This is a genomic window from Serratia sp. CY71090 (genome assembly GCF_052166845.1).
GTDB classification, from domain to species: domain Bacteria; phylum Pseudomonadota; class Gammaproteobacteria; order Enterobacterales; family Enterobacteriaceae; genus Serratia; species Serratia nematodiphila.
Map to the genome: position 1 here is coordinate 19859 of NZ_JBJNOA010000008.1, position 17832 is coordinate 37690.

Annotated in this window: 21 protein-coding genes and 2 pseudogenes; 13 read left to right on the forward strand and 10 right to left on the reverse strand. The window is 58.7% G+C overall.

What is annotated here, in order from left to right; translation table 11 throughout:
* Entirely contained in the window at positions 1 to 465 is a 465-nt protein-coding gene (bcp, locus tag ACJ8OK_RS15605) for a thioredoxin-dependent thiol peroxidase (RefSeq protein WP_015378709.1), read from the forward strand.
* 44 nt (positions 466 to 509) lie between these two features.
* Here the strand turns inward: bcp and ACJ8OK_RS15610 are convergent, their stop codons facing one another.
* On the reverse strand, positions 510 to 1586 hold the full coding sequence (locus ACJ8OK_RS15610) for an AI-2E family transporter (protein WP_015378710.1): 1077 nt from the start codon (positions 1584 to 1586) through the stop codon (positions 510 to 512).
* 852 nt (positions 1587 to 2438) lie between these two features.
* Here ACJ8OK_RS15610 and ACJ8OK_RS15615 point away from each other — a divergent pair.
* Positions 2439 to 2654 carry a hypothetical protein gene (locus tag ACJ8OK_RS15615; protein WP_004941687.1) on the forward strand — a complete coding sequence of 72 codons (216 nt, stop codon included), beginning with the start codon at positions 2439 to 2441 and terminating at the stop codon, positions 2652 to 2654.
* 6 nt (positions 2655 to 2660) lie between these two features.
* Here the strand turns inward: ACJ8OK_RS15615 and ACJ8OK_RS15620 are convergent.
* Positions 2661 to 2840, reverse strand: a pseudogene (locus ACJ8OK_RS15620) (hypothetical protein); the annotation flags it as partial.
* Between the two features lie 38 nt (positions 2841 to 2878).
* Between ACJ8OK_RS15620 and ACJ8OK_RS15625 the strand changes: the two are divergent.
* Both ACJ8OK_RS15625 and ACJ8OK_RS15630 read left to right on the forward strand, forming a co-directional pair.
* Positions 2879 to 3166, forward strand: a pseudogene (locus ACJ8OK_RS15625) (cupin domain-containing protein); the annotation flags it as partial.
* A 43-nt stretch (positions 3167 to 3209) separates the two neighbouring features.
* Complete coding sequence (locus tag ACJ8OK_RS15630) at positions 3210 to 3662, forward strand: GNAT family N-acetyltransferase (RefSeq protein ID WP_049242895.1); 453 nt, start codon at positions 3210 to 3212, stop codon at positions 3660 to 3662.
* Between the two features lie 2 nt (positions 3663 to 3664).
* Here the strand turns inward: ACJ8OK_RS15630 and ACJ8OK_RS15635 are convergent, their stop codons facing one another.
* Positions 3665 to 4282 carry a LysE family translocator gene (locus ACJ8OK_RS15635; protein ID WP_004941674.1) on the reverse strand — a complete coding sequence of 206 codons (618 nt, stop codon included), beginning with the start codon at positions 4280 to 4282 and terminating at the stop codon, positions 3665 to 3667.
* Between the two features lie 194 nt (positions 4283 to 4476).
* On the opposite strand from ACJ8OK_RS15635, the gene ACJ8OK_RS15640 reads away from it, so the two are divergent.
* Entirely contained in the window at positions 4477 to 4938 is a 462-nt protein-coding gene (locus tag ACJ8OK_RS15640) for an Lrp/AsnC family transcriptional regulator (protein ID WP_021504394.1), read from the forward strand.
* A gap of 34 nt (positions 4939 to 4972) precedes the next feature.
* Here the strand turns inward: ACJ8OK_RS15640 and ACJ8OK_RS15645 are convergent, their stop codons facing one another.
* Positions 4973 to 6181 (reverse strand): NAD(P)/FAD-dependent oxidoreductase, encoded by a 1209-nt coding sequence (locus ACJ8OK_RS15645; RefSeq protein ID WP_306403637.1) that lies wholly within the window; start codon positions 6179 to 6181, stop codon positions 4973 to 4975.
* 164 nt (positions 6182 to 6345) lie between these two features.
* Entirely contained in the window at positions 6346 to 6885 is a 540-nt protein-coding gene (locus ACJ8OK_RS15650; RefSeq protein WP_004941666.1) for an RrF2 family transcriptional regulator, read from the reverse strand.
* A gap of 339 nt (positions 6886 to 7224) precedes the next feature.
* Between ACJ8OK_RS15650 and ACJ8OK_RS15655 the strand changes: the two genes are divergently transcribed.
* Positions 7225 to 8694, forward strand: coding sequence for a beta-barrel assembly-enhancing protease (locus ACJ8OK_RS15655; RefSeq protein WP_033632402.1), 1470 nt, complete (start codon positions 7225 to 7227; stop codon positions 8692 to 8694).
* A 20-nt stretch (positions 8695 to 8714) separates the two neighbouring features.
* Positions 8715 to 9068, forward strand: a complete 354-nt coding sequence (arsC, locus tag ACJ8OK_RS15660; protein WP_015378717.1) for an arsenate reductase (glutaredoxin) — start codon at positions 8715 to 8717, stop codon at positions 9066 to 9068.
* Positions 9069 to 9116: 48 nt separating this feature from the next.
* On the opposite strand, the gene hda is transcribed toward arsC, so the two are convergent.
* Positions 9117 to 9818 carry a DnaA inactivator Hda gene (gene hda, locus ACJ8OK_RS15665; protein ID WP_025159568.1) on the reverse strand — a complete coding sequence of 234 codons (702 nt, stop codon included), beginning with the start codon at positions 9816 to 9818 and terminating at the stop codon, positions 9117 to 9119.
* A 272-nt stretch (positions 9819 to 10090) separates the two neighbouring features.
* Here hda and ACJ8OK_RS15670 point away from each other — a divergent pair, with 272 nt between their 5' ends.
* Both ACJ8OK_RS15670 and ACJ8OK_RS15675 read left to right on the forward strand, forming a co-directional pair.
* Positions 10091 to 10606 carry an E3 ubiquitin--protein ligase gene (locus ACJ8OK_RS15670; protein WP_103086188.1) on the forward strand — a complete coding sequence of 172 codons (516 nt, stop codon included), beginning with the start codon at positions 10091 to 10093 and terminating at the stop codon, positions 10604 to 10606.
* A gap of 32 nt (positions 10607 to 10638) precedes the next feature.
* Positions 10639 to 10887, forward strand: coding sequence for a GlsB/YeaQ/YmgE family stress response membrane protein (locus ACJ8OK_RS15675; protein ID WP_004941647.1), 249 nt, complete (start codon positions 10639 to 10641; stop codon positions 10885 to 10887).
* Positions 10888 to 10934: 47 nt separating this feature from the next.
* On the opposite strand, the gene uraA is transcribed toward ACJ8OK_RS15675, so the two are convergent.
* Together uraA and upp are read right to left on the reverse strand one after the other, a co-directional pair.
* Complete coding sequence (uraA, locus tag ACJ8OK_RS15680) at positions 10935 to 12224, reverse strand: uracil permease (protein WP_021504398.1); 1290 nt, start codon at positions 12222 to 12224, stop codon at positions 10935 to 10937.
* Positions 12225 to 12300: 76 nt separating this feature from the next.
* Entirely contained in the window at positions 12301 to 12927 is a 627-nt protein-coding gene (upp, locus tag ACJ8OK_RS15685; RefSeq protein ID WP_004941642.1) for a uracil phosphoribosyltransferase, read from the reverse strand.
* 255 nt (positions 12928 to 13182) lie between these two features.
* Here upp and purM point away from each other — a divergent pair, with 255 nt between their 5' ends.
* The 4 genes from purM to ACJ8OK_RS15705 all read left to right on the forward strand — a co-directional run bounded on the left by purM (position 13183) and on the right by ACJ8OK_RS15705 (position 15941).
* A complete protein-coding gene (gene purM / locus ACJ8OK_RS15690; RefSeq protein ID WP_033632401.1) occupies positions 13183 to 14220 on the forward strand; it encodes a phosphoribosylformylglycinamidine cyclo-ligase in 1038 nt (345 codons plus the stop codon).
* Complete coding sequence (purN, locus tag ACJ8OK_RS15695) at positions 14220 to 14858, forward strand: phosphoribosylglycinamide formyltransferase (protein WP_021504400.1); 639 nt, start codon at positions 14220 to 14222, stop codon at positions 14856 to 14858. The genes purM and purN overlap by 1 nt, the downstream gene beginning before the upstream one ends.
* Positions 14859 to 14971: 113 nt before the next feature.
* Positions 14972 to 15523, forward strand: coding sequence for a spermidine N1-acetyltransferase (gene speG / locus ACJ8OK_RS15700; RefSeq protein ID WP_004941631.1), 552 nt, complete (start codon positions 14972 to 14974; stop codon positions 15521 to 15523).
* 202 nt (positions 15524 to 15725) lie between these two features.
* Complete coding sequence (locus ACJ8OK_RS15705) at positions 15726 to 15941, forward strand: hypothetical protein (protein ID WP_135638483.1); 216 nt, start codon at positions 15726 to 15728, stop codon at positions 15939 to 15941.
* 29 nt (positions 15942 to 15970) lie between these two features.
* On the opposite strand, the gene ACJ8OK_RS15710 is transcribed toward ACJ8OK_RS15705, so the two are convergent.
* A complete protein-coding gene (locus ACJ8OK_RS15710; protein ID WP_033632399.1) occupies positions 15971 to 16783 on the reverse strand; it encodes a hypothetical protein in 813 nt (270 codons plus the stop codon).
* Between the two features lie 234 nt (positions 16784 to 17017).
* On the reverse strand, positions 17018 to 17830 hold the full coding sequence (gene pstB, locus ACJ8OK_RS15715; protein WP_004941613.1) for a phosphate ABC transporter ATP-binding protein PstB: 813 nt from the start codon (positions 17828 to 17830) through the stop codon (positions 17018 to 17020).
* Between the last annotated feature and the right edge of the window lie 2 nt (positions 17831 to 17832).

The following is a 17832-nucleotide window of genomic DNA, read 5'->3' on the forward strand; positions in this document are numbered from 1 at the left end:
ATGAGCCCATTGAAAGCCGGTGACACAGCGCCGAAATTTAGTTTGCCTGACCAGGACGGTGAGGAAATTAATTTGGCCGACTTCCAGGGACAGCGAGTATTGGTCTATTTCTATCCGAAGGCGATGACGCCGGGCTGCACCGTGCAAGCCTGCGGCCTGCGGGACAACATGGACGAATTAAAAAAGGTCGGCGTCGAAGTGCTGGGCATCAGCACCGACAAACCGGAAAAACTGTCGCGCTTCGCCGAAAAGGAGCTGCTCAACTTCACGCTGTTGTCTGATGAAGATCATCAGGTGTCACAACAGTTTGGCGTGTGGGGCGAGAAAACCTTCATGGGCAAGACCTACGACGGCATTCACCGCATCAGCTTCCTGATCGATGCCAACGGCAAGATTGAAAAAGTGTTTGATGATTTCAAAACCACCAATCACCACGACATCGTTCTGAACTACCTGCAGCAGTAATTCTCACGAAGCGCAGCGGCCTGCTGCGCTTCGTTTCTTCCCTGTCAGTCGGCCTTGTCTTCCACCTCGACCCGCAGTTCATCCGGCCAGGCATGGATCACCGCCTTCACCAGCGTCGCCAGCGGTATGGCAAAAAACACGCCCCAAAAGCCCCACATCCCGCCGAACACGATCACCGACAGGATAATCACCAGCGGATGCAGGTTGACCGCTTCGGAGAACAAAATGGGCACCAACAGGTTGCCGTCCAGCCCCTGCACCACCAGGTAGGCGACGATCAGCGTCCAGAAATCGGCGCCGACGCCCCACTGGAACAGCGCCACCACCACCACCGGTATGGTGACCAGCACCGCGCCGATGTAGGGGATCAGCACCGAGAACCCCACCAGCACCGCCAGCAGCAGCGAGTAGCGCATATCCAACACGGCGAACACCAGGTAAGTCGCCACGCCGACAATCACCATCTCCAGCACTTTGCCGCGAATGTAGTTGGTGATCTGCTGATTCATCTCGTTCCAGACTTGCCCCGCCAGGCCGCGATTGCGCGGCAGCACGCGGCGCACCGCGTTCAGCAGCTGTTCTTTGTCCTTCAGCAGGAAGAACATCATCATCGGCACCAGGATCAGGTAGATAGCCAACGTCAGCAGGCCGACCAGCGACGCCAGCGAGAATTTCACCACCGATTCGCCCATGCCGGACAACCGGCTGCGCAGGTTTTCCGCCATCATGTCGATGATGCCGGCATCCACCAGCGCCGGATAACGCTTCGGCAGCGTCGCGGCGAAGTTATAGAACTGATTGAGCATGCCCGGCAGATCGCTCATCAGATTGATGCCCTGCTGCCAGGCGGTCGGCGCGACGACGAACACCAGCAGCATGGCGACGCCCGAGAACACCAGCAGCATGATGCTCGCCGCCCAGGTGCGCGAACAGCCGATGCGCTGCAGGCGCGCGGTCGGCCACTCGAGCAGATACGCCAGCACGATGGCAACCAGCAACGGGGTCAGAATGCCGTGCAAAAAATAGAGAATAAGGAACCCGGCAACCAGGATCACCAACAGCGCGATGGCCTGAGGATCGGTGAAGCGGCGGCGGTACCACTGTAATAACATCTCCAGCATCAGAGCGGGCTCCTTGAGATTTGGCGGGCGGGCATGGCGATTCCTGTGATGGGCCTGATTAAAGCATAGATAGAACGGGCGCACGCGGGATGTGCAAAGCACTCAGAGTACTCAAAGTTCGCCATACATCAACAGCGATCTGGCTGATTTTATCGCGCGGGCAGGCGATCGACGCAAAAATCCGCAGACGCGGCGACTGGCTCGATGAGCGGCCCCGAACGGGGCCGCGGAAGATTACAGCGAAGTAGCGACAGAAAGGGGCGAACCGACCACCAATGCGAACAACAACACACAGCCAATCGCGATCGCCGCCGCCAGATCATTTTTCATTGTCCCGTCCCCTGATGCTTAAACTGGTTATCGTCACGAACTCTGTCGGTTCTACGTTCACGGCCTTTTCCGATGCACGTCATTAAAAACCCCCGCCTAAGCGGGGGAGAAAACGTTCTGGTGCATCAAGTGTTACAAGGAGGTCATGAGGGATTGCTAACCCTAAATGACTATTTCAAGCTAGGATTATTCCCAGAACATGGCAAGCGATCGCGTCGAGGTTATCCGCACTTTGAGATAAACCTCATAAAAAAATCCCGCACGGCAGCGGGATGAAGGGATGATAACGTCATGAATTTTTTATGCGGACAATGAGGCGGTATTGTCGTCATTTGGCGACAATACCGCGCCGGCACGGTGGTCACAAGGGAAATTTGGCCACGGTGAGGAAATCAGAATTTCGCCAATGCCCGCGATCGTGCGCCCGTCAGCATCAACGAAAAAATGGGATTTTCGTCAGACAGCCACCGGGAAAAAACCGGTAGCATGGCCGATATAATCCCAAATGCCGTAGGGGGAAAAATGAACAGCAAACCGTGTGAATTTGATGAAGCCATCTGTCTGGCTATCGGGCGTGGCGTTTGTGAAGTCGTCAAGATAGGAGATGAAATCAGCATCTTCTCCCTGCTGGAAGCCATCGAGAGCTTTATCGAACGGCAGGCGCTCAGCGAAAGCGAAATCGCGGCGGCGGACGACGCGCTGGATTTGATCACCGGTTTGGTACGCCGCCAGTGCTGACGCCTGTTACGAGGCGCAGCCGATGAGCCGTTGCTCTAGCGTGACGCCGGGCATCATTTGCCGTAAACCGGCAATCAATTCGTCGCCCGCCTCGTGCAGCGCCGCCAACGGCATCGCCGGCAGGCTCTCCAGGATGAACCACATCCGCTCGGCCTCGGCGCTCAACCGGGTTCTGCCCCCCCCCCTGGCGCCAATCCCTGCATCGCCATCCTGTGCAAGCTCGCGGCGGCTTGGCACGTTTGCTCGCGGGCACCCAAGGCCCGAACATGATAGAACTGTGGCGGTGGGAAATGGCGCCGGGGGAAGCCTATGCATCGGGCGGCCACCCGACGGGCACCTTCGAGCTGCTGCACGTTGAGCGAGGCGTCTTGAGCCTTGCCGTCGAACAGACCGAGCTCATGATTGCGCCGGGCTGTTCGGCGGTCGCCAAAACGGACGGCCCACATCGGTACGCCAACGAAGGCGAAGACACGCTGATTTTCACCATGACGGTCGCCGAACTGCACGCCTGAACGGCGACCCTGACCTGAACGCTTGCACAGGAGAAGAGCCATCATGACAACCCCTGCCCCACTGGAGTGGCAGCGTGCGGACTATCTCGTCAGCACCGATCCCGCCCTGCTGGATCTCGATGCCATCCACGCTTTTCTGACCCGTTCGTCATGGGCGGAAGGAATCGATAAAGAAACCGTTCGCCAGTCCCTCGCCCACAGCTTGTGTTTCGGTTTGTATCACGGCGCCAGGCAAATCGGTTTCGCCCGGCTGATCACCGATTACGCCACTTTCGGCTATCTGTGCGACGTGTACGTGCTGGAAACATTCCAAAAAAGCGGGCTGGGCCTGTGGCTGGCGGAATGTTGCCAGGCCCATCCGCTGATGGCGACGCTGAGGCGAGTCATGCTGGTCACCAGCACCGCCCCCTGGCTCTATGAGAAAGTGGGCTATTCGGCCATCAACCGCCCCGACTTTGTCTGGCAGATCGCCCGGCCGGACATCTACCGACGGTAATGCTATTTCAGCGCCTGCTCGGCCAGCAGCCCGAGGGCGATGACGATCATCGCCGCGCCGGAGATGCGCCCCACCACCTTTGCGGCCTGCGGACGCGTGCGCAGCACCGACTGCGAACCAAACCCCACCAGCAGATACACCAGGCCGCAGCTGATCAAATGCACGACGCCCAACGCCAGCATCTGCATCGGCACCGACCATTCGGCTCGGGCGTCGGTAAATTGTGGCAGCAGCGCCAGAAACAGCAGAAACACCTTGGGGTTCAGCCCGCTGACACACACGCCTTTGCCGGCCCAGCGCAGCCAGGAATCAGAACGCTGATCTTCACCGGCGCCGGGCACCGGCGGGTGCAACAGCATGTTGAAACCGATCCACAAGAGGTAAGCCGCCCCCAACAGGGTGAGCGCCGTCAGCGCCAGTGGGTTGCCGACCAGCAGCGCGCCGACGCCCGCCACCACGATCGCAATCATCAACAAATGGCCAAACAGCAAACCGGCGACGGCGGGCACTACCACCCGACCGCGAATACCCGCCGAGATCACATAGGCCCAATCCATACCCGGCGTGATCACCAACAAAATCGACACCGCCCAAAACGCGGCGAACAGAGCGAGCGTCATGCCGGCGCCCTCTCAAACGCACCGCGCCACACCGAACAGAGAACCATTGCGCTTTCCTCGTGGAAGAAGAACGGCCTCCGCCTGCCGCGGGGGCCGTCAAAACCGTTCAACAGATGGCAAGAATATCCTCATGACGTTAAAATGTGCTTTCAATTACTTGCCTTAAATCGGCATAAACGGGGAAATTTTTCCAAATGGATAAGATTGATCGCAAGATTCTTGCTGAATTGCAGACCGACGGCCGGTTGTCGGTGACCGAGCTGGCCGAGCGGATCGGTTTGAGCGTGTCTCCCTGTCACCGCCGGGTGCGGGCATTAGAGGAGTCTGGGGTGATCAGGGGTTACCGCGCCCAACTCGATCCCGGCAGCCTGGGCTATAACTTTTCCGCTCTGGTGTTCGTCACCATGCGCGAAGGCGATCGCCGCGCCGTTGAAACCTTCGAAAACGCCATGGTGGACATTCCGCAGGTGGTGCAGGCACAGCGGTTGTTTGGCGATCCCGACTATCTGCTGCACGTTATCGCCCGCGATCTGCCCGCCTTCCAGCAACTTTACGACGAGAAGCTCTCCGCCCTGCCGGGCGTGCAACGCCTGAGCTCCACGCTGGTGATGAAAACCGTGGTGCCGGAACGCTCGTTCCTGCCGTTGGGAAAATGAGAACGGGAACGTTGCCGCTCCCGTTTTGACGACCTTAAGGCACAATCACGAAATCCGGATTGGCGATGGCGAACAGCGCCTCGCGATCCGCCGCCGGCGGATAAATCCACTGCGTGTTGATCTCCTGCTTAATCTTTTTGCCTTCCTGGCGGGTAAAGCGCACCTGGCGCTGCCAGCCTTCGGTATAGAGCGCGCCCCAGGGCCCCAAATCCAGGCAGGTCACATACTTCGGCTGGCTGTACGGATGCGTCGGCAACCCCGCCAGCTCCGCCGCCGCATTGTGGCCGGCCACGCGGCCAAGGCTCATCGCATGCTGGCAGGTCATCAGGTTGTGATTACCGAGATCGTCGGTCGCCGCCTTCACCGTATCGCCAGTCACGAAAATGCCCGCCGCCGCCGGCGCGCGCAGGAAGGCATCGCCGATCACCCGGCCGCTGCCGTCGCGCTCGCCAGGGATCTGCTCGGTCAGCGGATGCGCCCGCACGCCCGCCGCCAGGATCACCGTGTTGGCAGCGATACGCTCACCGTTCGACAGCATCACTCCCTCAGCGTCGATGGCCGAGACGCGCAGGCCGGCCCGCGCTTCCACGCCGCACTCCGCCAACGCCTGGCGTATCACCGCCCCCGGCTCTGCCCCCATCGCCGCGCCTACTTCCGGCGCGGTATCGACGATCACCACGCGCACGTTCTCGTCTTTGCCCAGCGCATCCCGCAGCCGCTGCGGCATCTCCGCCGCGCTCTCCAGCCCGGTCAGCCCCGCGCCCACCACCACGGCGGTGTTGCGCGCAGGCGTCGAAGGTTTGGCCGCCAGCGCATTGATATGGGCGCCCAAACGCTGAGCGCTTTCCAGCGTATCGACGTTGAAACCGTATTCGGCAAAGCCCGGCACCGCAGGCACGGACAGCCGGCTGCCGGTGGCCCACACCAAACGATCGTAGGCCAACTCAAGGGGTGCCCCCGCCGTCGGCGCCACCGTGAGCGTTTTAGCAGCGGCATCGATACGCTCAACAACCCCGGCCAGGTGCCGCACGCCGACGGCGGCGAGCTGCGCGGAAATGTCCGGGTTCATGTTTTCCAACACCGCTTCATACAGGCGCGGGCGGATGGTGACCGTTGGGGTCGGCGAGACCATGAGCACCTCGATATCGTCATGCTTACCGGCGAGGGTAATGGCGCGCATGGCGGACACGGCGGCCCAAAAACCGGCAAAACCGGAACCGGCGATCACTATTTTTTGCGTCATGAGATGACTCCTTCATACAGGGTTAACCGGGCGATAAGGCGTGCCCGCAGTGTTTTCGGATGAACGATGCCGTTCCGCTCCCGTAGCAGGGTGCAGAAGGCCCGCCCGCCCCTTCCGAGGAGGCGGGAATAAGTGTGTTTGCTTTCTTTAAGGAAAGGCGGAGCTTAGGTCTTGGCGCGCGCCGTTTTGCCGCTGCGCGCGGTGCGTTCCGTCATGCGTTCGTCGAGCCAGAGATTGACCTCACCGAAGAAGCCTTGCGGCGCTTTGCGGCCAAAGCGGGCCGCGACGGCGCCGAGGGTCTGCGCCGCCAGTGCGTCGCGCATCGCCTTCTCCGCCTGCAGCATCACCGCATGGATAGCGCATTTGCCGGAGACCGCCCAATCCGGCGGGGAATCATCGAACACCGCACAACGCCCGCGCACCTCCTGGCAATCGAACAGCGGCTTGTGCCCCTCGATGGCGTCGATAATTTCCAGAAAACTGATCTCGTCCGCCGGACGGGCCAACCGGTAACCGCCGCGCACCCCTTCACTGGCGGCAACGATCCCCGCCTTTTCCAGCTTGGGAAAAATCTTGGCCAGAAAGCTGGGGGAGATGCCCTGCAGCTCGGCGAGTTCGCGGCTGCTGAGTGCGCGCTGGTTATCGCCGACCAGCCACAGCAGGCAGTGGATGCCATATTCAACGCTGGTTGTGATGTACGCCATATGTCCGTTTTCGACCGTCAGTGAATCTTCAATAACGCAGACTATATGAGTCTGCGTTTATCCTGTCAATAAAACACAGATCAACTTTGTCCGCGTTTAATTCAAAATGCATGTCGCCAGCGACGAAAAAGCGCCCTTCAAAATGAAAAATAAAACTTTTTTGCTCGATTCGCGCTCGGCTAACGTTTCCTTGTCGCCTGCGGCTGACTATGATGTGATGGGTGCCGCCGCCGCGGTTTGTGAGCCGCCGCACTTTCGCGCGGATTGCGCCGCGGGAATAAAGAACTCTTGTCTGCTGCTGACGTCTTAGAAATGATTATTTAAGGGAAACGCCTGACTATGACCAACCGGTTGACCAAAACCGCGTTAGCGGTGCTGCTGCTCAGCACGCTGAACGCCACCGCCCTGGCGCCAGCACAGGCGGAAAGCCAGGACCAGTTGCCGGATATGGGCACCTCCGCCGGCGGCACCCTGAGCATCGGACAAGAGCTGGCGATGGGCGATTTCTATGTGCGCCAACTGCGCGCCAGCGCCCCGCTGATCAACGATCCGCTGCTGAGCCAGTACATCAATCAGTTGGGCAACCGGCTGGTGGCCAGCGCCTATTCGGTGCGCACGCCGTTCCATTTCTATCTGGTGCGCAACGACGAGATCAACGCCTTCGCCTTCTTCGGCGGCAACGTGGTGCTGCACTCCGCGCTGTTTCGCGTCAGCGACAACGAAAGCCAGCTGGCTTCGGTGCTGGCGCACGAAATCTCGCACGTTACCCAGCGCCACCTGGCGCGCGCCATGGAAGATCAGCAGCGCAACGCCCCGCTGACCTGGGTGGGCGCACTCGGTTCCATTTTGCTGGCGATGGCCAACCCGACCATGGGCATGGCGGCGCTGAGCGGCACCATGGCCGGCACCCAGCAAGGCATGATCAGCTTTACCCAATCGAACGAACAGGAAGCCGACCGCATCGGCATTCAGGTGCTGCAGCGCGCCGGTTTCGATCCGGAAGCGATGCCCGACTTCCTGCAGAAACTCTCGGATCAGTCGCGCTACGCCTCCAAGCCGCCGGAAATGCTGCTGACGCACCCGCTGCCGGACAGCCGCCTCTCCGACGCGCGCAACCGCGCCAACCAGATGCCGAAACACATCGTGCAGTCTTCGCAGGATTACCTGATGGCCAAGGTGCGCGCACTGGGCATGTACAGCTCGGAAGGCTACGGCCTGAACGAAGAGTTGCTCGGCTCACTCAGCAAGGGCAACGTGCGCGAACAGGCGGCCGCCAAATACGGCCGCGCCATTCTGTTCTATGAAGCGAAAAAATACGACGACGCGCGCAACATCATTCAGCCGATGCTGGCGCAGGATGCGAAAAACGTCTGGCTGATCGACCTGATGACCGACATCGATCTCGGTCAGAAACGCGCGCCGCAGGCCATCGCACGCCTGCAGGCGGCCAACGCCGCCCAGAGCAACAACCCGGTGCTGCAGCTCAATCTGGCCAACGCCTATGTCGAAGGCAACCAGCCGGCGCAGGCGTCGAAGATCCTGAACCGCTACACCTTTGCCCATCCGGACGATCCGAACGGCTGGGATCTGCTGGCGCAGGCCAGCGCCGCTCAGGGGCTGCGCGATGAAGAGCTGTCGGCCCGCGCCGAAAGCCTGGCGCTGACCGGCCGGCTCGATCAGGCCATCGGCCTGCTCAGCAATGCCAGCTCGCTGCAGAAACTCGGCAGCCTGAAACAGGCGCGCTACGATGCGCGCATCGACCAGCTGCGCCAACTGCAACAGCGCTTCCGCCAATACCAGCGCAGCTGATTCAACAAGGAATGAACGCCATGAAAAACGTCACGATTTACCATAACCCGCGCTGCTCCAAGAGCCGTGAAACCCTGGCGCTGCTGGAGCAGCACGGTGTCGATCCCAAGGTAGTGCTGTACCTCGATACGCCCCCTACGGTCGATGAGCTGAAAAAACTATTGAAAGAACTGGGCTTCACATCGGCGCGCGATCTGATGCGCAAAAAAGAAGATCTGTACAAGGAATTGAAGCTGGCGGACGACAGCCTGAGCGAAGAGCAACTGCTGGCGGCGATGACGGCGAACCCGAAACTGATCGAACGCCCGATCGTGGTGAAAGGCAGCAAGGCGCGCATCGGCCGGCCACCGGAGCAGGTGCTGGAGATTTTGTAAATTCGAATTCGGGCGCGGACTATTGCGCCCTTTCTTTTACGGTAGCGGCTACAGCCCCAGAATTTCTTTAACGAACGGAATGGTGAGCTTGCGTTGGGCAGTGATCGAGGCGCGATCGAGCTGATCGAGGGTCATAAACAGCGTGCGCATCTCGCGATCCAGCCGCTTCAGCAGGAAGCGGCCCACGTCTTCCGGCAGCTCGAAGCCGCGCAGTTTGCCGCGCAGCTGCAGCGCCAGCAGCTTCTCTTCGTCCGACAGCGGCTGCAGCTTGTAGATCTGCCCCCAGTCCAGACGTGAAGCCAAATCAGGTAAACGCAGGTTCAGCTGACGCGGCGGGCGATCCCCGGTGATGAACAAACGGGTGCGGCCGGTTTCCAGGATGCGGTTGTAAAGGTTGAAGATCGCCATCTCCCACTCTTCGTCGCCGGCGATGCATTCGATATTGTCGATGCAGACCAGCGCCAGCTGTTCCATGCCGTCCAATACTTCAGGCACGAAGTAAGCGCGCTTGTCGAGCGGCACATAGCCCACCGCTTCCCCCTTCTGCGAAAGCTCGGCGCAGGCCGCATGCAGCAAATGGCTGCGCCCGCCGCCTTCACGCGACCAGAAATAGATATAGCTGCCATGTTCCTGACGGACGGCGGATTGGATCGCGGCTAATAGGGATGGGTTCTCGCCCGGATAAAAACTGGCGAAAGTTTCATCATCGGGAAGATAAAGTGGCAGTGAAAGCTGTGCCGGCGTATTCAGAGAAGCACCTCAACCAAAACTGGCAGAAAAACGTGGGCAGTTTAACACAGAAAACGGGCGCTGTTGAACCGGCAGGATCTTATGCCGCAATAGTGAACAATGCCTAAGCGCCGCTTGATTGGCTGCGGCTCCCGCCAAGGCAAGAATTATCCGATATCATTCCCTAACCCCATGCCTGCGCAGGTTAAATTTGTCATTTAAGCCAAATCTGGCCTAGTATAGGTAGGCTAAACGCAATCACCATCAACAAGGTTTCTGCAAGGATATAGACGATGAAAGTATGGAATAAAGTGCTGTTGGCCTCCTTTATCGGGTTGTTGGTTGCCGGCTGTGATGACTCGTCCAAGGTTGACGCCAACCTGGATAAAGCCAAAGACAGCGCCGAGCAGATGAAAGACGCCGCCCAGAAAAAAGCGGACGATCTGACGGACAAGGCGAAAGCGACGGCGGATGAAATCAAAAAAGAGGCTGCCACGCAGGCTGACCAGCTGAAGGACAAAGCTTCGGCGATTAAAGAAGACGCCGCCAAGCAGGCGGACGCCATCACCAACGACGCCAAGGCCAAGGCCGCCGCGATCAAAGATGACGCCGGCAAGCAGAGCCAGCAGTTGGTGGATCAGGCCAAGGCCATCAAAAACGACGCCATCAACGGCGCCAACGATCTGACCGAGCAGGCCAAGGCCAAGACCGAAGCCATCAAGAACAGCGCCGAAAACAAAGCGCAAGAGTTGAAACAAGAAACAGATGCGGCGGTGAACGGCAATACGCAACCGGCCGCCCAGCAATAAGCCATACTCAGCAATAAAGTAAGGAGCAGTAAATGGGGATTATTTCCTGGATTATCTTCGGCCTGATCGCCGGTATTTTAGCTAAGTGGATCATGCCCGGCAAAGACGGCGGCGGCTTTATCCTGACCGTTGTGCTGGGGATCGTCGGCGCCGTGGTCGGCGGCTATATCAGCACCTTCTTCGGCTACGGCAAGGTTGACGGCTTCAACTTCGGCAGCTTCGTGGTGGCGGTTATCGGTGCCATCGTGGTGCTGTTCGTGTACCGCAAAATTCGCAGCTGAGGCGAATGCCATCAGTCAAAAGGGCAGCCCCTGGGCTGCCCTTTTCGTTACTTCTGCTCTGCCGGTTCGTCCGGCGCGTCGAGCACCTCTTCTTCCTTGCGGAACAGGCTGATGACCTTGAACAGCAGGCTCAAGCCAATGCCGACGATGGTCGCCAGCGCCATGCCTTTCAGCTCCGCCGCGCCGATATGCACCTTGGCGCCGCTCACGCCGATAATCAGGATCACCGAGGTTAAAATCAGGTTTTGCGCTTTGTTGTAATCCACTTTGGACTCGATCAACACGCGAATGCCCGAGGCGCCGATCACGCCGTACAGCAGCAGGGAAACGCCGCCCATCACCGGCACCGGCACCGCCTGGATCGCCGCCGCCAGCTTGCCGATGCAGGACAACAGGATCGCCAGCACCGCCGCGCCGCCGATCACCCAGGTGCTGTAGACCTTGGTGATGGCCATCACGCCGATGTTCTCGCCGTAGGTAGTGTTCGGCGTGGAGCCGAAGAAGCCCGAGAATACCGTCGAGATGCCGTTGGCGAACATCGAGCGGTGCAGGCCCGGATCGCGGATCAGGTCTTTTTTCACGATGTTGGCGGTCACCACCAGGTGGCCGACGTGCTCCGCGATCACCACCAGCGCCGCCGGCAGAATGGTGAAGATGGCGAACCACTCAAAGCGCGGGGTGTAGAAGGTCGGCAGCGCGAACCAGTGCGCCTCGCGGATCGGGGTCAAATCCACCACGCCCATGAAGAACGACAGCGCATAGCCCACCAGCACGCCGATCAGGATCGGGATAATCGCCAGGAAGCCACGGAACAGCACTGAACCGAGCACCGTGACCGCCAGCGTCACCAGCGAAATGGTGATGGTGGTCGAGTCGGCGCTGGTGCCTTCCGCCGGCAGCAGCCCCGCCATGTTGGCCGCCACGCCCGCCAGCTCCAGGCCGATGACGGCGACGATCGCCCCCATCGCCGCCGGCGGGAACATCACGTCCAGCCAGCCGGTGCCGGCCTTTTTCACGATCAGCGCCACCAGGCAGAACAGCACGCCACACATGATGAAACCGCCCAACGCCACTTCGTAACCGAGCGGCAACAGCAGCAGCACCGGCGAGATAAACGCGAAGCTGGAACCGAGGTAGGCCGGGATCTTGCCTTTACAGATGAACAGATACAGCAGCGTGCCGATGCCGTTGAACAGCAGCACGGTCGCCGGGTTGATCTTGAACAGGATAGGCACCAGCACGGTGGCGCCGAACATGGCGAACAGGTGCTGGAAGCTGAGCGGAATGGTCTGGAGCAGCGGCGGGCGCTCGCTGACGCCGATGGCGCGACGGGTCATGTGTGTTTTTCCTCGGTTTATTGGTTTTATAGGTTTTAGTCAAAAAAAAGCCGACTCATTAAGTCGGCTCAAATGTTTACTTGGTACCAAATATCTTGTCGCCCGCATCGCCCAGGCCAGGCACGATGTAGCCCTTATCGTTCAGACACTGATCGATGGAGGCGGTGTACAGTTCAACGTCCGGGTGCGCTTTCTCCAGCGCGGCGATGCCTTCCGGCGCCGCCACCAGGACCAGCACCTTGATGCTGTGGCAGCCGGCTTTCTTCAGCAGATCGATAGTGGCGATCATCGAACCGCCGGTGGCCAGCATCGGGTCGACGACCAGCGCCATACGCTCTTCGATGTTGGAAACCAGCTTCTGGAAGTACGGCACCGGCTCCAGGGTTTCTTCATCGCGGTAAACGCCCACCACGCTGATGCGCGCGCTCGGCACGTGCTCCAGCACCCCTTCCATCATGCCCAGACCGGCGCGCAGGATTGGCACTACGGTAATCTTTTTCCCTTTGATCTGGTCCACTTCAACTGGCCCGCACCAGCCTTCGATGGTGACTTTTTCCGTCTCCAGATCGGCGGTCGCTTCATAGGTCAGTAAACTACCCACTTCTGAGGCCAGCTCACGGAAGCGTTTGGTGCTGATGTCATTTTCGCGCATCAGGCCAAGCTTGTGTTTTACCAGCGGGTGTTTCACCTCAACGATCTTCATCATTTTTCTCCTATTAAGGTGGTTGCGGCCAAAAAAATCGCGGGATTATACCTCCTTTTTTTCGCTGCGCCACCCACAATAGCCCGATCGGGATCAACAAAAGTTTGAATATCAGTATAGATGACGAAAAAGCGGAGCCGGTTCACAAGCCGCTCGCAAACGTTTGCCTGCGCTGTTAGAATTGCCGCGCCTTATTCCGGAATCAACATCGGAAGCACAGTTTTCAAACCGCAAACCGTCGTGGGGAATCGCGCAGTGACCGACAAAACCTCTCTCAGCTATAAAGACGCAGGTGTCGATATCGATGCAGGCAACGCATTGGTAGATCGCATCAAAGGTGTAGTTAAACAGACCCGTCGCCCGGAAGTGATGGGCGGTCTGGGCGGGTTTGGCGCCCTGTGTGCGTTGCCGCAGAAATACCGCGAGCCGGTGCTGGTTTCCGGTACCGACGGCGTGGGCACCAAGCTGCGTCTGGCGATGGATCTGAAACGCCACGACACCATCGGCATCGATTTGGTGGCGATGTGCGTCAACGATCTGGTGGTTCAGGGCGCCGAGCCGCTGTTCTTCCTCGACTACTACGCCACCGGCAAGCTGGATGTGGACACCGCGGCCAGCGTGATCACCGGCATCGCCGAAGGCTGCAAGCAGTCCGGCTGTGCGCTGGTGGGCGGCGAAACCGCTGAAATGCCGGGCATGTACCACGGCGAAGATTACGACGTGGCCGGTTTCTGCGTCGGCGTAGTCGAAAAATCCGAGATCATCGACGGCAGCAAAGTGCAGTCCGGCGATGCGCTGATCGCCCTGGGCGCTTCCGGCCCGCACTCCAACGGTTACTCGCTGGTGCGCAAGATCCTGGAAGTGAGCAACACCGACCCGACCGCCACTCAGCTGGAAGGCAAGCCGCTGGCCGACCACCTGCTGGCGCCGACCAAGATTTACGTGAAGTCCGTGCTGGAACTGATCGAGAAGGCGGACGTCCACGCCATCGCTCACCTCACCGGCGGTGGCTTCTGGGAAAACATTCCGCGCGTGCTGCCGGAAGGCATGCAGGCGGTGATCGACGAAGCCAGCTGGCAGTGGCCGGCGGTGTTCACCTGGCTGCAGCAGGCCGGCAACGTCAGCCGTCATGAAATGTACCGCACCTTCAACTGCGGCGTAGGCATGGTCATCGCCCTGCCGGAAGCCGAAGTGGAAACGGCCATCGCGCTGCTGACCGCGGCAGGTGAAAAAGCGTGGAAAATCGGTAAACTGACCGCCTCTTCCGACGAACAACAAGTGGTCATCAACTGATGAAAAAGATCGTGGTGTTGGTCTCCGGCCAGGGGAGCAATCTCCAGGCGCTGATTGACGCCTGCCAGCAGGGCCGCATCGCCGCCGAGATCGTGGCGGTATTCAGCAACAAGGCGCAGGCTTACGGCCTGCAGCGCGCCGAAGCGGCGGGCATCGCCGCCCAGGCGCTGGATGCCAAGGCTTACGCCGATCGTACGGCGTTCGACGCCGCGCTGGCGGACGCCATCGACCAACATCAGCCCGATCTGGTGGTGCTGGCCGGCTACATGCGCATCCTCAGCCCGCAGTTCGTGCAGCGTTATGCCGGCCGCATGCTGAACATCCACCCTTCCCTGCTGCCGAAATACCCGGGGCTGCATACGCATCGTCAGGCCATCGACAACGGCGACAGCGAACACGGCACCTCGGTGCACTTCGTGACCGAACAGCTCGACGGCGGCCCGGTGATTTTGCAGGCCAAGGTGCCGATTTTCGCTGACGATGAAGAGGATGACGTGGTTGAACGGGTGCAAACCCAGGAACACACGATCTATCCGCTGGTGGTGAGCTGGTTCGTCGACGGCCGCCTGGCGATGCGCGATGGCGCCGCCTGGCTGGACGGCGAACGCCTGCCTGAGCAGGGTCACGCCGCCGACTGATGCGCGCAGCCTGAACCTTGCCTAAACGGCGCCCACGCGGCGCCGTTTTTTTTCGCCTTCATCCATTCTGTGAAGTTATACTTTGCACAATTTCACGGCACAGAGGAGCCCACATGTCCAGCACTGCCAGCGTCAGGTTACGCCCATTGGAACGGGACGATCTGTCGTTCGTCCACCAGATGGACAACAACGCCAGCGTTATGCGCTATTGGTTTGAAGAACCCTACGAAGCCTTTGTCGAGCTTTCCGATCTCTACGACAAACACATCCACGATCAGAGCGAGCGCCGCTTTATCATCGAGCACGAAGGCGCCAAGGTCGGCCTGGTGGAGCTGGTGGAGATCGATCACATCCACCGCCGCGCTGAGTTCCAGATCATCATCGATCCCGCCCACCAGGGCAAAGGCTACGCCAGCACCGCCGCCCGCCTGGCGATGGACTACGGCTTCTCGGTGCTGAACCTGTACAAGCTGTACCTGATCGTCGATAAGGAGAACCCGAAGGCAATCCACATCTACAGCAAGCTGGGCTTTAACGTGGAAGGCGAGCTGATCGACGAGTTCTTCGTCAACGGCGAATACCGCACCGTGCTGCGCATGTGCATTTTCCAGCCGCAATATCTGGCGAAGTTCAAAACGCCCAATGATAAGCCGCTGGTGAAGTGACAATTCGCGAGAAAAAAGAGAAAACCCGCCCAGGCGGGTTTTTTATTGGGAAATAAGTGGCTAGTATTAAGGCATGCTATTTTATCGTCAGGAAATAATCTGATGAATACGAAAGCAAATAATACTCCTCAAGATAATTAATCGAAAAATAATTAATAGTGATAGTAAGAGTAACCCTCTGCCTCTACAAAGGAAAAATGCCATGACGACCGTCTCAAACCTGCTGCTTTTTATCGGCCTGGCGATGCTCGCCATCGCCGCCGGCCTGAATACCTATAGCGGCTACGCGCCTGCAGATCCCAATAGCACCCCGCTGTTCTCCCCGCTCTGGTGGACGCGTTGGTTCCCGCTCTATGCCTCGGGCGCTGCGTTGCTGCTGGTGGGGTTGGTGCTGCGACTCGCCGATAAAACGCGTTAAGAGCCATGTTCTGATATGGCGCTTAGAAGTTAATTATCTTTCTTGCCCAGCCTACGCATCAGCCATCCACGCTGTGGCTTTTCGGCCGGTGGCAAATCAGCAACGGTCTCCAAAGTGATATCAGGTACGTTTTCCTGTGCCGCAACATTGCACGCATGCTGACAATGCGCCTGATATTCCGCTTCGTTCTGATACAGGTGGGGCTGCCACTTCAGCCAGAAAGCCTTGGCATGCTGCAGGGTTCCCCATTCATTAATTGACCAAGCCACAACGAACAACGCCAAGAACAAATAGGCGAAAAAGAATAATGAAAACAAAAATATATTACTGGCAGTGGCTTCGCTTGCCCCCAACGGAAGCACGCTGGTATAGACACCGTAAGCGATAGCCAACGCACTGACGACAAAGAATATCAGCACAAAAAAGCGCTGCTTACACAACTGGTTGACATCAAGGGCAAATACTTTGTTGTCTTCATTTTTGCTAGCTGTAAGCGAAGTACGACGCAAGAAACTGTTCAACGCAAGGTCGTTCAATGCCACCGGTCCACGGCCCAAATAGTCCACTAGTTGATGCGCCACCCATACCGGCAGGCGGATCCCAATACTTTCATATAGCGCTTTAATTTGCAGCAACGTCATGCCACTCTGCGGCGCATCCCGCAATTTCTGAATACGTGACAGGACGGACACGCGTTTTACATCGCTGACGCTATCAAACTGGCAACGTCGTCGGGAATCATATCCCTTTAACCAACGTAAAAACCACCATGCCACTCCAGAGATCAGTAGGGGTAATAACTGGAGAGATAATTCTTTGATATAAACCTCATCAATATTCATGCTTATAATTTCCTTTTATAGACAGTTATTAATCCATCGATAAAACGCAGAAACAAATGAAATGATGAATTAAAAAATCACCAAGGGTACGATTTTTATCGAGAACCCTCTATATAGCATGAATAATGTAGGAAAAATAATTATGAAAGGATTTTTATTGCGATACCGAACCATATCTGCTGGACTTTAAATTCAATGAGCGGCGTAAACCCACCGGTTTGCGCCGCTCATCCCTCACCCATACCGCCCGGTAATATAGTCTTCGGTGCGGCGCTGGCGCGGCGAGGTAAAAATCGCGTCGGTGTCGTTGTATTCCACCAGCCGCCCCTGATGAATAAAGGCGGTGTAGTCGGAGACGCGCGCCGCCTGCTGCATGTTGTGCGTCACCAGCACCACGCTATAGCGCTGCTTGAGTGCGGAAATCAGCTCTTCGATGGTCAGCGTGGAGATCGGATCCAGCGCCGAGGTCGGCTCGTCGAGCAGCAATACTTCCGGCTCGATGGCGATGGCGCGCGCGATCACCAGGCGCTGCTGCTGGCCGCTGGACAAGCGGAACGCATTTTCACGCAGCCGGTCTTTTACCTCATGCCATAGCGCGGCGGCGCGCAGCGAACGCTCCACCGCTTCATCCAGCAAACGCCGGTCGCGTACGCCCTGCAGCCGCAGGCCGTACACCACGTTTTCATAGATCGATTTCGGGAACGGGTTCGGCCGCTGGAACACCATGCCCACCCGCCGCCGCAGCGCCGCCACGTCGATCTGCGCGCCGGAGATCGCCGCGCCGTTCAGCTGCAGTTCGCCCTCGATGCGGCAGTTATCCACCAGATCGTTCATGCGGTTGAAACAGCGCAGCAGCGTCGATTTACCGCAGCCCGAGGGGCCAATCAAAGCCGTCACCCGGTGCTTCGGGATACGCAGCGAAATATCGTGCAGCACCTGTTTATCGCCATAAAACAGGTTCAGGCCGTTGACCGCCAGCGCGGTCTGTTCATCGTCGAGATGCTGGACATCCAGCCGGGGCAAACTGCCTGGCGTCATCAAACCCATTA